At 45.0% G+C, this 15,065-nt stretch carries 15 protein-coding genes; 14 read left to right on the top strand and 1 reads right to left on the bottom strand.

All coding sequences use genetic code 11. The annotated features are described in order from the left end of the window. Positions 1 to 28 precede the first annotated feature (28 nt). The 13 genes from ACQXR1_RS20200 (at position 29) to yhdA (ending at position 14,282) form a co-directional block, all read left to right on the top strand. The gene (locus ACQXR1_RS20200; RefSeq protein ID WP_014663328.1) at positions 29 to 424 is read left to right on the top strand and encodes a YhcU family protein; all 396 of its coding nucleotides are present in this window, start codon (positions 29 to 31) and stop codon (positions 422 to 424) included. A 137-nt stretch (positions 425 to 561) separates the two neighbouring features. Further along, a complete protein-coding gene (locus tag ACQXR1_RS20195) occupies positions 562 to 984 on the top strand; it encodes a CBS domain-containing protein (protein WP_014663329.1) in 423 nt (140 codons plus the stop codon). Between the two features lie 125 nt (positions 985 to 1,109). After that, a complete protein-coding gene (locus ACQXR1_RS20190; protein WP_014663330.1) occupies positions 1,110 to 1,772 on the top strand; it encodes an HAD family hydrolase in 663 nt (220 codons plus the stop codon). A gap of 15 nt (positions 1,773 to 1,787) precedes the next feature. Then, positions 1,788 to 3,329 (top strand): bifunctional GNAT family N-acetyltransferase/carbon-nitrogen hydrolase family protein, encoded by a 1,542-nt coding sequence (locus ACQXR1_RS20185; protein WP_014663331.1) that lies wholly within the window; start codon positions 1,788 to 1,790, stop codon positions 3,327 to 3,329. A 345-nt stretch (positions 3,330 to 3,674) separates the two neighbouring features. After that, positions 3,675 to 5,027 carry an aspartate aminotransferase family protein gene (locus ACQXR1_RS20180; RefSeq protein ID WP_080478192.1) on the top strand — a complete coding sequence of 451 codons (1,353 nt, stop codon included), beginning with the start codon at positions 3,675 to 3,677 and terminating at the stop codon, positions 5,025 to 5,027. A gap of 27 nt (positions 5,028 to 5,054) precedes the next feature. Next, positions 5,055 to 5,633: a glycerol uptake operon antiterminator GlpP gene (gene glpP, locus ACQXR1_RS20175; RefSeq protein WP_430772769.1), complete on the top strand. Its 579-nt coding sequence runs from the start codon at positions 5,055 to 5,057 to the stop codon at positions 5,631 to 5,633. A gap of 177 nt (positions 5,634 to 5,810) precedes the next feature. After that, positions 5,811 to 6,635, top strand: coding sequence for a glycerol uptake facilitator protein GlpF (gene glpF / locus ACQXR1_RS20170; protein ID WP_003233386.1), 825 nt, complete (start codon positions 5,811 to 5,813; stop codon positions 6,633 to 6,635). 18 nt (positions 6,636 to 6,653) lie between these two features. Then, positions 6,654 to 8,144 carry a glycerol kinase GlpK gene (gene glpK, locus ACQXR1_RS20165; protein WP_040083618.1) on the top strand — a complete coding sequence of 497 codons (1,491 nt, stop codon included), beginning with the start codon at positions 6,654 to 6,656 and terminating at the stop codon, positions 8,142 to 8,144. Positions 8,145 to 8,284: 140 nt separating this feature from the next. After that, complete coding sequence (glpD, locus tag ACQXR1_RS20160; protein WP_069839128.1) at positions 8,285 to 9,952, top strand: glycerol-3-phosphate dehydrogenase; 1,668 nt, start codon at positions 8,285 to 8,287, stop codon at positions 9,950 to 9,952. Positions 9,953 to 10,083: 131 nt separating this feature from the next. After that, the gene (gene pgcA, locus ACQXR1_RS20155; RefSeq protein WP_430772768.1) at positions 10,084 to 11,829 is read left to right on the top strand and encodes a phosphoglucomutase; all 1,746 of its coding nucleotides are present in this window, start codon (positions 10,084 to 10,086) and stop codon (positions 11,827 to 11,829) included. 148 nt (positions 11,830 to 11,977) lie between these two features. Next, positions 11,978 to 13,117 (top strand): two-component system sensor histidine kinase YhcY, encoded by a 1,140-nt coding sequence (gene yhcY, locus ACQXR1_RS20150; protein WP_430772767.1) that lies wholly within the window; start codon positions 11,978 to 11,980, stop codon positions 13,115 to 13,117. Beyond that, positions 13,114 to 13,761, top strand: coding sequence for a two-component system response regulator YhcZ (gene yhcZ, locus ACQXR1_RS20145; protein WP_151256754.1), 648 nt, complete (start codon positions 13,114 to 13,116; stop codon positions 13,759 to 13,761). Before yhcY ends, yhcZ begins: the two co-directional genes overlap by 4 nt. Beyond that, positions 13,758 to 14,282, top strand: coding sequence for an FMN-dependent NADPH-azoreductase (gene yhdA / locus ACQXR1_RS20140; protein ID WP_069839125.1), 525 nt, complete (start codon positions 13,758 to 13,760; stop codon positions 14,280 to 14,282). The genes yhcZ and yhdA overlap by 4 nt, the downstream gene beginning before the upstream one ends. Positions 14,283 to 14,297: 15 nt before the next feature. On the opposite strand, the gene ACQXR1_RS20135 is transcribed toward yhdA, so the two are convergent. Then, a complete protein-coding gene (locus ACQXR1_RS20135) occupies positions 14,298 to 14,540 on the bottom strand; it encodes a YhdB family protein (RefSeq protein ID WP_003224139.1) in 243 nt (80 codons plus the stop codon). Positions 14,541 to 14,740: 200 nt separating this feature from the next. Between ACQXR1_RS20135 and ACQXR1_RS20130 the strand changes: the two genes are divergently transcribed. Then, the gene (locus tag ACQXR1_RS20130; RefSeq protein ID WP_151256762.1) at positions 14,741 to 15,064 is read left to right on the top strand and encodes a YqzG/YhdC family protein; all 324 of its coding nucleotides are present in this window, start codon (positions 14,741 to 14,743) and stop codon (positions 15,062 to 15,064) included. Position 15,065 lies beyond the last annotated feature (1 nt).

Raw genomic sequence — 15,065 nt, 5'->3', positions numbered from 1 at the left:
TATTCTTGAGTAAGACTTAGGATATTCGATGGCAAGAAAGGTGATTGACGTGAGAATTGTGAACGCAGCAACTGCAGAACAGGAGAGCTTTATCAAGGAGCTGTCTATGGAGCTGATCCATGATGTATTTCCTCTTTATTTCTCCGAGCTGGACATTCAGCGCTTTAAAAAGAAAGGCGTTCTATCTTTAAATAACCATTATTACCAAGGAACATTAAAAGAAGCATTTCAAATTATGGCTTGTCTGCAAATGATACATATTATCCTGACAAAGCCTTCGCCGCACTCTGATGTGAGTGATCAGGCGATTTTTGAAAAAAACAGCAAGATGCTGAATGATTTTGGGATTTATTTTCCGTTTGCTTTTTCTGACTTTCAAAAGAAGGCAAACAAAGCCTTTTTCGGTCACAGAAGGCTGATATAATCAGGTGGCAAGAGCTTTTCTATTTTCAGAAAAGCTCTTTTTTGTATCAGAGAAATCATATCATAAAACCTTTCCTCTAACTCCCTTTTTAAACGGCTCGTGTCTGAACATACTAATGATTGAAAGGGGTGCTGACAATGAGTTCAGTTAAAGATACAATGACAACGCAGGTGGCAACCGTTTCTCCGAATCAAACGATTCAGGAAGCGGCTTCTCTAATGAAACAGCATAACGTCGGGGCGATTCCCGTTGCAGAGCAAGGTGTTTTAAAAGGAATGCTGACTGACCGTGACATTGCATTAAGAACTACAGCTCAGGGCCGTGATGGCCAGACACCCGTTTCAGAAGTGATGTCAACAGAACTCGTATCAGGAAACCCTAATATGAGTCTGGAAGACGCGTCGCAGCTGATGGCCCAGCACCAAATCCGCCGCCTTCCTATTGTAGATCAAAACAATCTAGTCGGGATCGTTGCGCTTGGAGACCTGGCAGTCAATCAGATGTCGAACGAGTCTGCGGGAGCAGCGCTGACAAACATTTCTCACCAAAACATTCATTAAATAGAAAGAGCTTGCAGTGTGCAGGCTCTTTCTTCACATAAACCTTACTTTTTGAAAGCAGACTTGTTTCGGGGTATAGTAAATGTATACATATGTCTCAATTCGGACTAAAGGAGTTGTACCGAGTGATTAAAGCGTTAATTTTTGATTTTGACGGACTTATTCTAGATACAGAAACACACGAATATGAGGTCCTTCAGGAAATATTTGAAGAGCACGGCTCAGTGCTGCCGCTATCTGTCTGGGGAAAGGTCATCGGAACTGCAGCGGGATTTCGGCCTTTTGAATATTTAGAAGAGCAGATCGGGAAAAAGCTGAATCATGAAGAGCTCACAAAATTGAGAAGAGAGCGGTTTGCCAAACGCATGGAAACAGAAAAAGCGAGACCTGGTGTCGAAGCGTATTTGAATGCGGCAAAGGATTTAGGCTTAAAAGTAGGCCTTGCTTCCAGCTCTGATTATAAATGGGTATCGGGCCATTTGAAGCAAATCGGCCTGTTTGATGATTTTGAGGTTATTCAAACGGCGGATGATGTGGAAGAGGTAAAGCCGAATCCTGAGCTCTATTTATTGGCGGCAAAGAATCTCGGGGTATCGCCAGCGGAATGTCTCGCGTTTGAGGATTCTGTCAATGGTTCGATTGCTGCGAAACGCGCAGGAATGAAGTGTGTCATTGTCCCGAATAAAGTAACGGGCACCTTGATGTTTGAAGACTATGATCACAGGCTTGAATCAATGGCGGAAATGGAGCTCGCCCTATTGCTTGATCATCTGAACTCACAAAACTAGAAAGGAGCGAGTAGGTTGTCTGAGAAATTAGATTTGACCCGGTTTGAAAAGAAAATGGTTATCCGCAATATCGAAGAGAAAGACATCGACAAGATTATCGATCTTCAAAAGGACTGCTTTCCGGGGATGGAGCCTTGGAAGCGAGAGCATTTAATCAGCCATTTGGAGCATTTTCCAGACGGGCAGTTTTGTGCAGAATTCGAAGGTGAAATTATCGGTTCTTGCTCAAGTCTCCTGATTAACTTTGATGAATATGATGACCGCCATACGTGGCAGGACATTACCGATGACGGTTATATCACCAACCATAATCCGGACGGCTTGAATATGTACGGAATTGAGGTCATGGTGCATCCGAAATACAGACGGATGAAGATCGGCCATCGTTTATACGAGGCGAGAAAGGATTTAGCGAGACGCTTAAACCTAAAAAGCATCATCATAGGCGGACGGATTCCGAACTATCACAAATATGCAGAGGAAATGACGGCCAGAGAGTATGTTGAACAGGTGACACGCCACCAAATTTACGATCCGGTCCTTTCTTTTCAGCTGATGAACGGCTTTACCCTTATGCGAATTAACCCGAATTATCTCCCGGATGATACAGCTTCGATCAAGTATGCGACGCTGATGGAATGGAATAATGTCGATTATCTTCCGCAGCAGACAAAGCGCTATTATAAGTCAGCGTTCCCTGTGAGAATTTGTGTAATCCAATATGAAATGAAGAAAATTTATTCCTTTGAGGAATTTGCGAATCAAGTAGAATACTATGTCGATGTTGCTTCTGACGCGAGATCTGATTTTGCGGTGTTCCCGGAAATTTTTACAACCCAGCTCATGTCTTTCCTTGAAGAAAGGTCGCCGAGCTTGGCGGTACAGAGAATTACCGAGTATACAGAAGATTACATCAGCCTTTTTACTGATTTGGCTGTGAAGTATAACGTCAACATTATCGGCGGGTCTCATTTCGTCGAAGAGGAAGGCAAAATTTATAATATCGCTTACCTGTTCAGACGGGACGGAACGATCGAGAAGCAATATAAACTCCATATTACACCGAATGAACGCAAATGGTGGGGAATCAGCGCCGGAGACCAGGTTCGTGTATTTGATACAGACTGCGGAAAAATTGCGATCCAGATCTGTTATGACATTGAATTTCCTGAGCTTGCCCGGATTGCGGCTGACAAAGGCGCCAAAATCATCTTTACGCCATTTTGTACAGAAGACCGTCAAGGCTATTTGCGTGTCAGATACTGTTCGCAGGCTAGGGCGGTTGAAAATCAAATTTATACCGTTATCTCGGGAACGGTTGGAAACCTGCCGCAAACGGAAAACATGGATATCCAATACGCCCAGTCAGGCATCTTTGCCCCGTCTGATTTTGAATTCGCCCGAGACGGCATTGTCGGCGAAACAAACCCGAATATTGAAATGGTTGTCATCGGTGATGTTGATCTGGAAATTCTCAGAAGACAACGCCAAAACGGCACAGTGCGCCAGCTAAAAGACAGGCGGCGTGATATTTATCATATTCACTATAAGAAATAATCCGGAAACCCGCCTGAATTGGCGGGTTTTTTTAAAACAAAAGCGGATTGATACGTTTACTTTAAATTATATATTGTCTTATAAAGTTTCTGTATTTTCGTCAGAAAACGGCTAGGCTTCACATTGCTATTGCAAGGGCTGTCCAAGTCGTTTCGTGTGCGACCTTTATCAATACAATGCTGCATCCTCTGTCTTCATGAGGAAAGAGGACGTTTTATGATTGACACGGTTTATTGACTCTGGCCCCGTCTGGCTTTATATTGAAGGCAGGGAAATCATCACCAAGACATCACATAAAGAGAAGGTCTGTTTCAATGAATTGGCATTTTAGGGTACGCTAATGAAATGGAGATGATGGGGATGGAAAACATTCAGCAAAATCAGGGATTAAAGCAAAAAGATGAGCAATTTGTGTGGCATGCCATGAAGGGAGCGCATCAAGCGGAAAGCCTGATCGCCCAGAAGGCCGAAGGGGCCTGGGTGACCGACATAGACGGACGACGCTATTTGGATGCGATGTCCGGTTTGTGGTGCGTCAATATTGGTTACGGCAGAAAGGAGCTTGCGGAGGCTGCCTATGAGCAATTAAAGGAGCTGCCTTATTACCCGTTAACGCAAAGTCACGCACCCGCAATTGAACTGGCGGAAAAGCTGAATGAATGGCTTGGCGGCGATTATGTGATCTTTTTTTCCAACAGCGGATCGGAAGCTAACGAAACTGCTTTTAAAATTGCCCGCCAGTACCATCTGCAAAATGGCGACCACAGCCGTTATAAATTCATCTCAAGATATCGGGCATACCATGGCAATACATTGGGAGCGCTCTCAGCTACCGGACAGGCGCAGCGGAAATATAAATACGAGCCTTTAAGCCAAGGGTTCCTGCATGCAGCTCCGCCAGATATATACCGGAATCCTGATGATGCTGATACGCTTGAAAGCGCAAATGAAATCGACCGCATCATGACATGGGAATTAAGCGAAACGATTGCCGGGGTCATTATGGAGCCCATCATTACAGGCGGAGGCATCCTAATGCCGCCGGACGGATATATGAAGAAGGTGGAGGACATTTGCCGGCGCCACGGAGCTCTTTTGATTTGCGATGAAGTGATCTGCGGATTTGGACGGACAGGCGAGCCGTTCGGGTTTATGCACTACGGCGTGAAGCCTGATATCATTACGATGGCGAAGGGAATCACAAGCGCGTACCTGCCATTGTCAGCTACTGCTGTGAAACGGGACATTTTTGAAGCGTATCAGGGAGAAGCTCCTTATGACCGTTTCCGCCACGTGAACACGTTCGGCGGAAGCCCGGCTGCCTGTGCCTTGGCATTGAAAAACCTGCAAATTATGGAGGACGAACAGCTGATTCAGCGCTCACGCGATCTTGGAGCAAAGCTTTTAGGTGAGCTTCAAGCTCTGAGAGAACACCCGGCAGTCGGAGACGTCAGAGGAAAAGGGCTGCTGATCGGAATCGAACTCGTCAAAGATAAATTAACCAAAGAGCCGGCTGATGCTGACAAAGTAAATCAAGTGGTTGCGGCATGCAAAGAAAAAGGGCTGATTATCGGCAAAAACGGAGATACAGTTGCCGGCTACAACAACGTCATCCAGCTCGCACCGCCATTTTGCCTGACAGAAGAGGACCTTTCCTTTATCGTGAAAACGGTGAAAGAAAGCTTTCAAACGATATAATATAAAAGTGATTGATTAAAGGAGCACATGATGAGTTTTCACAACCAGCCGATCTTACCGGCTATTCGCAATATGAAGCAATTTGATGAGTTTTTGAACAGTTCATTCTCTTACGGTGTTATTCTTGATATCCATCTCGGCCAGCTGAAGGGCGTGATCAGAGAAGCGCAAAAGCATGGAAAGAACATGATGGTGCACGTCGATCTCATTCAAGGGATTAAGCATGACGAATACGGAGCGGAATTTATATGTCAGGATATCAAGCCCGCTGGGATTATTTCAACAAGATCGAACGTGATTGTCAAAGCGAAGCAGAAGAAAATTTATGCCATTCAGCGCCTGTTTTTGCTTGATACAAGCGCGATGGAGAAAAGTATGGAGTTTATCGGCAAACATAAGCCTGACTTCATCGAAGTGCTTCCCGGCATCGTTCCGTCACTCATTCAGGAAATAAAGGAGAAAACGGGGATTCCCATCTTTGCCGGCGGCTTCATCCGTACGGAAGAGGATGTAGAGCAGGCATTGAAAGCGGGGGCTGTAGCTGTCACAACATCTAATACCAAATTGTGGAAAAAATATGAAAACTTTTTGACAGAAAGTGATTGACACCGCTTTCATACACTGATACAATTGCACTAGGTTAATACATTGTGATGGAGAACTCGGAGACCACAGCAGCTCTTTACGGCAAATGTTTATGCACCCGTAAAGCGGTTTGTTGTGGTTTTTTATTCTCTTCTTCTCTATCATGCTTTTTAATCGTGACTTTAGGAGGAATGTGCTATGACAGCATTTTGGGGAGAAGTCATCGGTACGATGCTGCTGATTATTTTTGGTGCAGGTGTTTGTGCAGGTGTCAATTTAAAGAAATCGCTTTCATTCCAGTCTGGCTGGATTGTTGTTGTATTTGGATGGGGATTGGGTGTTGCCATGGCGGCTTACGCGGTAGGCGGTATCAGCGGCGCCCATTTGAATCCGGCGCTAACGATAGCGCTTGCATTTGTTGGGGATTTTCCATGGAAAGAGGTTCCGGTTTATATTGCGGCGCAAATGATCGGAGCGATCATCGGTGCGGTGATTATTTATCTGCATTACCTGCCGCATTGGAAGTCAACAGATGACCCCGCTGCCAAGCTGGGTGTTTTCTCAACAGGACCAAGCATTCCGCATACATTTGCAAACGTTTTAAGCGAAGTGATTGGGACATTTGTCCTTGTGCTTGGAATCTTGGCCATTGGGGCAAATCAATTTACAGAAGGACTTAATCCTTTAATCGTTGGTTTCCTCATTGTAGCGATCGGTATTTCTCTAGGGGGCACCACCGGCTATGCCATTAATCCTGCGCGTGACTTAGGTCCGCGGATCGCCCACGCATTTCTTCCGATTCCGGGAAAGGGCTCATCAAACTGGAAATACGCATGGGTTCCGGTAGTCGGCCCGATTTTAGGCGGATCGTTCGGGGGCGTATTTTACAACGCTGCATTTAAAGGGCACATCACGAGCAGTTTCTGGATTGTAAGCGTTATATTGGTTGTGGTATTGTTAGGACTCTATGTCTATACGAAATCACATTCTGCTAAAACATTATCAAATTCAAAATATATTTAATCAAAGGGGAGACACCTTATGGAAACGTACATTTTATCCTTAGATCAGGGGACAACAAGTTCAAGAGCGATTCTGTTTAATAAAGAAGGCAAAATCGTTCACTCCGCTCAAAAGGAATTTACACAATACTTCCCGAATCCTGGCTGGGTTGAGCATAATGCCAATGAAATTTGGGGCTCTGTGCTCGCGGTTATCGCGTCAGTCATCTCTGAATCAGGAATCAGCGCTTCTCAAATTGCCGGCATCGGCATCACGAACCAGCGCGAGACGACGGTTGTGTGGGATAAAGATACAGGAAGTCCTGTCTATAATGCAATTGTTTGGCAGTCCAGACAGACGTCCGGCATTTGTGAGGAACTTCGTGAAAAAGGATATAATGATAAATTCAGAGAAAAAACTGGGCTTTTAATCGATCCATACTTCTCCGGCACGAAGGTGAAGTGGATTTTAGATAATGTGGACGGCGCAAGAGAAAAAGCGGAAAAAGGCGAGCTGCTGTTCGGAACGATTGATACATGGCTCATTTGGAAAATGTCAGGCGGAAAAGCGCATGTGACCGATTACTCCAATGCCTCCAGAACGCTGATGTTTAATATTTACGATTTAAAATGGGACGATGAACTGCTCGACATTTTAGGCATACCGAAATCCATGCTCCCTGAAGTGAAGCCGTCTTCCCATGTGTATGCGGAGACTGTTGATTATCATTTCTTCGGAAAAAATATCCCGATTGCGGGAGCGGCAGGCGACCAGCAGTCAGCATTGTTCGGCCAAGCGTGCTTTGAAGAAGGCATGGGAAAAAACACATACGGCACTGGATGTTTCATGCTGATGAATACCGGGGAAAAAGCAATTAAGTCCGAACACGGGCTTTTGACGACAATCGCTTGGGGTATTGATGGAAAAGTGAACTATGCGTTAGAAGGAAGCATTTTTGTCGCAGGCTCTGCCATCCAGTGGCTTAGAGACGGATTGAGAATGTTCCAGGATTCATCGCTAAGCGAATCTTATGCAGAAAAAGTAGATTCAACTGACGGCGTGTATGTCGTTCCGGCATTTGTCGGATTGGGAACACCTTACTGGGACAGCGATGTGCGCGGTTCGGTTTTCGGCTTGACAAGAGGGACAACAAAAGAGCACTTTATCCGTGCGACACTGGAGTCATTGGCTTATCAGACAAAAGATGTGCTTGACGCAATGGAAGCAGATTCAAACATTTCATTAAAGACGCTTCGTGTAGACGGAGGAGCTGTGAAAAACAATTTCCTGATGCAGTTCCAGGGTGATCTGCTGAATGTTCCTGTGGAGCGTCCGGAAATTAATGAAACGACTGCACTTGGCGCGGCTTATTTGGCAGGTATTGCTGTGGGATTCTGGAAGGACCGTTCTGAAATCGCGAACCAGTGGAATCTGGATAAACGGTTTGAACCTGAATTAGAAGAAGAAAAACGAAATGAGCTGTATAAAGGCTGGCAAAAAGCCGTGAAAGCAGCTATGGCTTTTAAATAATGCAATACTATGGTATAATGGTTACAAGTTAATAAGAACGGTCCTGAGACGAGGAGAGACCACAGCACCAAAGTGTAAGCATGCACTTTGGCTGTTGTGGTCTCTTTTTCTATTTACCGTGACAACAAGGAGGAAACGTAATGATGAAACATCAATTTTCAAGTCTTGAAAGAGATCGCATGCTGACAGACATGACGAAAAAAACATATGACCTATTTATTATCGGGGGAGGAATTACAGGAGCGGGAACAGCTCTTGACGCGGCATCAAGGGGAATGAAGGTCGCACTAAGCGAAATGCAGGACTTTGCGGCAGGGACATCAAGCCGATCAACGAAGCTGGTACATGGCGGCTTGCGCTATTTAAAACAATTTGAAGTGAAAATGGTCGCTGAGGTAGGGAAAGAGCGGGCGATTGTGTATGAAAACGGTCCGCATGTCACAACACCGGAATGGATGCTGCTTCCGTTTCATAAAGGCGGCACATTCGGTTCATTTACAACATCCATCGGGTTACGAGTGTATGACTTCCTTGCAGGGGTGAAAAAGTCAGAACGAAGAAGCATGCTTTCAGCAAAAGAAACGCTGCAAAAAGAGCCTTTGGTGAAAAAAGACGGCTTAAAAGGCGGCGGGTACTATGTGGAATACCGCACTGACGACGCGAGACTGACAATCGAAGTCATGAAGGAAGCGGTGAAATTCGGGGCAGAGCCTGTGAATTACTCCAAAGTGAAGGAGCTTCTTTACGAAAAAGGCAAAGCCGTCGGCGTATTAATTGAAGATGTGCTGACAAAGAAAGAATATAAAGTGTATGCGAATAAAATTGTCAATGCGACAGGTCCTTGGGTCGATCAGCTCAGAGAAAAAGACCATTCGAAAAACGGAAAGCATTTGCAGCATACAAAAGGCATTCACCTTGTATTTGACCAGTCTGTCTTTCCGCTCAAACAGGCTGTATATTTTGATACACCTGATGGCCGGATGGTATTTGCGATTCCTCGTGAAGGCAAAACATACGTGGGAACAACAGACACTGTTTACAAAGAGGCGCTGGAGCATCCGCGGATGACAACGGAGGATCGTGATTATGTCATCAATTCAATCAATTATATGTTCCCGGAACTGAATATCACTGCGAATGACATCGAATCCAGCTGGGCAGGGCTGCGTCCGCTGATTCATGAAGAAGGCAAAGATCCTTCTGAAATTTCACGGAAAGACGAGATTTGGACATCTGACTCAGGCTTGATCACCATTGCCGGCGGAAAACTGACTGGTTATAGAAAAATGGCGGAGCACATCGTTGATCTTGTGCGTGACCGCTTAAAAGAAGAAGGCGCAAAGGATTTTGGCCCGTGTAAAACGAAAAACATGCCAATCTCAGGCGGGCACGTCGGAGGTTCGAAAAATCTCATGTCCTTCGTTACCGCGAAAACAAAAGAAGGAATTGCAGCCGGTTTATCAGAAAAAGACGCAAAACAGCTGGCGATCAGATACGGCTCTAACGTAGATCGCGTCTTTGACCGGATAGAAGCGCTGAAAGATGAGGCCGCGAAACGCAACATTCCGGTTCATATTCTTGCTGAGGCAGAATACAGTATAGAAGAAGAGATGACTGCAACCCCTGCAGACTTCTTTGTCCGCAGAACGGGACGTTTATTCTTTGATATCAATTGGGTAAGAACATATAAAGATGCCGTTATTGATTTTATGAGCGAGCGATTCCAATGGGATGAGCAGACGAAAAACAAACATACAGAAAACCTCAACATGCTTTTACACGATGCGGTTGTGCCGCTTGAACAATAAATCATAACGGGCTGTCTGCAGCCCGTTATTTCTTTTTACGTGCCGAAAGTGCCAGATCTCAGGTTATCAAGTGACAGAGGCACCCGCTTCATATAAAATAATGGCATAAGCTGATACATAGGAGGACGAACATGACTTGGAGAAAGAGCTATGAACGCTGGAAACAAACAGAACATTTAGATCCGGAATTAAAAGAGCGCCTCACTGAATTAGAGGGGAATGAACAGGCTCTTGAGGACTGTTTCTATAAAGACCTTGAATTCGGTACCGGCGGAATGCGCGGAGAAATCGGCGCTGGGACGAATCGGATGAATATTTACACTGTGCGCAAAGCATCAGCCGGGTTTGCGGCATACATCTCGAAGCAAGGTGAGGAAGCAAAAAAACGGGGCGTTGTCATTGCTTATGATTCTCGCCATAAATCGCCGGAATTTGCGATGGAAGCGGCAAAAACACTTGCGACACAAGGCATCCAAACATACGTGTTTGATGAGCTTCGCCCGACGCCAGAGCTGTCATTCGCTGTCAGACAGCTAAACGCTTATGGAGGGATTGTGGTAACAGCAAGCCATAACCCGCCTGAATATAACGGCTACAAAGTATACGGTGATGATGGTGGCCAGCTGCCTCCGAAGGAAGCGGACATCGTCATTGAACAGGTAAACGCGATTGAAAATGAGCTGACAATCACAGTGAACGAAGAAAATGCGTTAAAAGAAAAAGGCTTAATCAAGATCATCGGTGAAGACATTGATAAAGTTTATACAGAAAAACTGACGTCCATTTCTGTCCATCCTGAATTATCAAAAGAAGTAGATGTAAAGGTTGTTTTCACACCGTTGCATGGAACTGCGAATAAACCGGTCAGACGCGGCCTTGAAGCGCTTGGCTACAAAAATGTAACGGTTGTTAAAGAACAGGAACTGCCGGATTCAAACTTTTCCACTGTTACATCGCCAAACCCAGAAGAGCATGCGGCATTCGAATATGCCATTAAGCTTGGGGAGGAGCAGCATGCAGATATTCTCATCGCGACAGACCCTGATGCTGACCGCCTCGGCATCGCGGTGAAAGACGATCAAGGCAAATATACAGTGCTGACAGGAAACCAAACCGGAGCGCTGCTGCTTCATTACCTGCTTTCTGAAAAGAAAAAACAAGGCATCCTGCCAAATAACGGTGTTGTTCTTAAAACGATTGTCACAAGCGAAATCGGCCGTGCTGTAGCTTCTTCATTCGGCCTTGATACGATTGATACGCTGACAGGCTTCAAGTTTATCGGTGAAAAGATTAAGGAATACGAAGCATCAGGCCAGTATACCTTCCAATTTGGTTATGAAGAGAGCTACGGTTATTTAATCGGGGATTTTGCCCGCGATAAGGACGCCATTCAGGCTGCGCTTTTGGCAGTTGAAGTTTGCGCGTTTTATAAAAAGCAGGGAATGTCATTATATGAAGCCCTTATCAATCTCTTTAACGAGTATGGGTTTTATCGTGAAGGGCTGAAATCTCTGACACTGAAAGGAAAACAAGGGGCAGAGCAAATTGAAGCGATACTTGCTTCCTTCAGAAAAAATCCGCCGCAGAAAATGGCCGGCAAACAGGTTGTTACAGCAGAAGATTACGCTGTAAGCAAACGGACGCTTCTGACTGAAAACAAAGAAGAAGCCATCGACTTGCCAAAATCAAATGTGCTGAAATACTTCCTGGAAGACGGGTCTTGGTTCTGTCTTCGTCCTTCTGGAACAGAGCCGAAAGTGAAATTCTATTTCGCCGTAAAAGGGTCATCTTTAGAAGACAGTGAAAAGCGTCTTGCCGCTCTTTCTGAAGATGTAATGAAGACGGTAGATGAAATTGTTGAGTCAACGAAAAAATAATTCAAGTATCAGCCGGATCATTGTAAATGATCCGGTTTTTTCTTTTTCTCATCCAAAAGTCTGAAAGAAAATCATTCCACATACGAAGTAATGAAATACAAAAAACTGGTATAATCTTAAATACAAGATTAATGCCGGAGTGAGAAACGTGAGCAAAACGAGGGTGGAAAAATTAAAAACGCTGAAAACGATTGCGGAAACCTTAAATCAAGGACACGATATCAATGCAACACTAGATGAGGTTTTAAAGGAATTGCTGAGTCTGACAAATCTTCAATCCGGATGGATTTTTCTGATCGAAGAAGATGGATCCTATACGTTAGCGGCCGACGCTTTTCTGCCTCCCGCTTTAAGCCGCAAGGAAAAAGTGCTGATGTGCGAAGGGGAGTGTTACTGCCTGACAAAATTCAATAACGGAGGGCTTAGAAGGGCTGCTAATATCATGAACTGCAAACGCATCGAATCGGCCGAAGAACTGCATTGTTTTGACACAGAAGGGATTACGCATCATGCAACTGTGCCTTTAGAAGACGGGGACAGGAGATTCGGATTGTTAAATGTAGCGGCGGCCGGAAAAACCATGTTTGATGAGGAAGAGCTGCATTTACTCGAGTCTGTCGCCTTTCAGATCGGAACGGCAATCCAGCGTATGAGGCTTTCCGAATATAAACAAAAAAATGCTCTTTTAATGGAGCGTAACCGCCTCGCTCAGGAGCTTCACGATTCTGTCAATCAAATGCTGTTTTCCGTCAGTTTAACTGCCAAAGCTGCAAAGACACTAACAAAAGACGAGCAATTGCAGCAGATGATTGATTTCATTCAAAACCTATCACAGGACGCCCTCGCGGAAATGAAAGCGTTAATTTGGCAGCTTCGCCCCGGAGGGTTGGAGAAAGGGCTGGCTGAAGCCATCAAAAGCTATGGCGCGCTTATTGGATTGAAGGTCATGTTTACCCAAAAAGGCTGTCCTGTTCTGACTGATGAACAGGAGCATATGCTATGGCGTGTCGTACAGGAAGCATTAAATAACTGCAAAAAGCATGCCGGAACGGATACGGCGTATGTCAGTCTGACTGCTGCTTTGGGCCATGCGGAGCTGGATATTATCGATCATGGGGCGGGGTTTTGTTATGAAGCGCATGCCGGTCTGCCTTCACTTGGCATCAAGGGCATGAAAGAACGAGCGGAAAAAGCCGGCGCGAAGTTTCGGATTGATTCAGCGCTTGGAGCGGGAACAAAGCTGTCCATCAGGCTTCCGCTATCAAGCCAAAAAGGAGGGACGGAATGAAAATTGTCATTGCTGATGACCACCATGTTGTCAGAAAGGGTCTGCGTTTTTTCTTTGCCACCCAGGATGATATTGAAGTGGCCGGGGAAGCCGCAACTGGAATAGAAGCTCTCCGCGTCATCGAAGAGACAAAGCCGGATCTTGTTCTAATGGATCTGTCCATGCCCGAGATGGATGGCATTCAAGCCATTAAAAAAGCAATACAGCAATTTCCGGAGATTAAAATTATTGTGCTAACGAGCTACTCTGATCAGGAGCACGTGATCCCCGCTCTTCAGGCAGGTGCGAAGGCGTATCAATTAAAGGATACTGAGCCCGAGGAATTGGTGAAAACATTAAGACAAGTGCATGCTGGCGAATACAAGCTTTCTTCAGCTATTATGCCCCATGTGCTGACACATATGAAAAATCAGCACGACCCGGAAAAAGAAAAATATTATCAATTAACAAGAAGGGAAAAAGACGTTCTGACTGAAATCGCGAACGGGAAAAGCAATAAAGAAATCGCAGCAGCCTTGTTTATTTCAGAAAAAACAGTGAAAACCCATGTATCGAATCTGTTAGCAAAACTTGAAGTGGCCGATCGCACGCAAGCAGCGCTTTTCGCAGTGAAATATAACTTGAATGGAGAGATCTCGAAATGAACATGTTAGTCATAAATGGCACGCCAAGAAAACATGGCAGAACAAGAATTGCCGCATCTTATCTTTCAGCACTGTATCACACGGATTTGATTGATCTTAGCGAGTTTGTATTGCCGATTTTTAATGGTGAAGCGGATCAGTCTGAGCTGTTGCAGGTACAGGAGCTTAAGCAACGCGTTACTAAAGCGGATGCGATTGTATTATTATCGCCTGAATATCACAGCGGCATGAGCGGCGCTTTAAAAAATGCCTTGGATTTTCTTAGCAGCGAACAATTCAAATATAAGCCAGTTGCATTATTGGCAGTAGCGGGAGGCGGAAAAGGCGGCATCAATGCGCTGAACAATATGAGAACTGTGATGCGGGGACTCTACGCCAATGTCATTCCGAAGCAGCTGGTGCTTGATCCGGTGCATATTGATGTTGAACATGCTACAGTGGCTGAAAACATTAAGGAAAGCTTAAAAGAGCTTGTCGAAGAACTTAGCGTGTTCGCAAAAGCAGGAAATCCCGGCGTCTAAACCGCCGGGATTTGTTTATGTGAGCAGGGCTAATTGATCTTCATAAGTCAGCTCTGTGGCATGATCTATATAACGGAGAAGGGAATACAGCATCTTTTCTAAAACGGCGTAATCCTGTTCAAAATGATACGCATGCAGAAAATGCTCGATTCGTTTTGACAACAAATCATCCTCTGTACGCACCATTAAAATTAATAAATTATCCCATTGAGAACGATGGGTGTAATAAAGCGCTTTATCATAATCGGCATAATCCATGAATCGCTTCTCCTTTCTTGGATGAGAAGTTCATGATTAGTTTATGCCGCATCCTCTGTTATTGACGGGGCAAAACTTGGCGTCTGCGGCAGTAAAGGGGTAGCAATATGAGGGAGACATAAAATCAAAATGCCTGAATGAAGATAGCGCTTTTGGTAAACCTATGAGGGAACATATTCTTGGTACAGGAGACTGTAAATATGAAATCTCTGCCGTATACCATCGCGCTTCTTTTTTGTGGGTTGATCATCGTGTCAATGGCTGCAAAAGGTCATTCAACGGACACAAACGAGTCCATTCAAAAGTGGGAACAGCTTGCCTGGAGCAAAATTCAGGATGAATATAAGGGCGCTTCATTTTCTGACTATGCTTATATGGGGCGGACCGAGGTGAATGATCAGCAGACGAAAGATGTCTTTCGGGTGACAGTCAGACAGAAAGATGACACTTTTTCTGTTCGGGCCGAAGTCTATTTTCACCCGGTGACAAATCATATGATCAGCATCAACGTCTTTAGGCTCTAAT

This window comes from Bacillus sp. ATD (genome assembly GCF_050585765.1).
GTDB classification, from domain to species: domain Bacteria; phylum Bacillota; class Bacilli; order Bacillales; family Bacillaceae; genus Bacillus; species Bacillus stercoris.
This window is presented reverse-complemented; position numbering and strand designations above follow the sequence as displayed.

Bases quoted from the DNA above. Each gene is read 5' to 3' on its own strand.
- glpP (WP_430772769.1), top strand. From the start codon at position 5,055: ATGATGAGTTTTCACAACCAGCCGATCTTACCGGCTATTCGCAATATG.
- ACQXR1_RS20200 (WP_014663328.1), top strand. From the start codon at position 29: ATGGCAAGAAAGGTGATTGACGTGAGAATTGTGAACGCAGCAACTGCA.
- pgcA (WP_430772768.1), top strand. From the start codon at position 10,084: ATGACTTGGAGAAAGAGCTATGAACGCTGGAAACAAACAGAACATTTA.
- glpK (WP_040083618.1), top strand. From the start codon at position 6,654: ATGGAAACGTACATTTTATCCTTAGATCAGGGGACAACAAGTTCAAGA.
- ACQXR1_RS20195 (WP_014663329.1), top strand. From the start codon at position 562: ATGAGTTCAGTTAAAGATACAATGACAACGCAGGTGGCAACCGTTTCT.
- glpD (WP_069839128.1), top strand. From the start codon at position 8,285: ATGATGAAACATCAATTTTCAAGTCTTGAAAGAGATCGCATGCTGACA.
- yhcZ (WP_151256754.1), top strand. From the start codon at position 13,114: ATGAAAATTGTCATTGCTGATGACCACCATGTTGTCAGAAAGGGTCTG.
- ACQXR1_RS20180 (WP_080478192.1), top strand. From the start codon at position 3,675: ATGGAGATGATGGGGATGGAAAACATTCAGCAAAATCAGGGATTAAAG.
- ACQXR1_RS20130 (WP_151256762.1), top strand. From the start codon at position 14,741: ATGAAATCTCTGCCGTATACCATCGCGCTTCTTTTTTGTGGGTTGATC.
- yhdA (WP_069839125.1), top strand. From the start codon at position 13,758: ATGAACATGTTAGTCATAAATGGCACGCCAAGAAAACATGGCAGAACA.
- glpF (WP_003233386.1), top strand. From the start codon at position 5,811: ATGACAGCATTTTGGGGAGAAGTCATCGGTACGATGCTGCTGATTATT.
- ACQXR1_RS20135 (WP_003224139.1), bottom strand. From the start codon at position 14,540: ATGGATTATGCCGATTATGATAAAGCGCTTTATTACACCCATCGTTCT.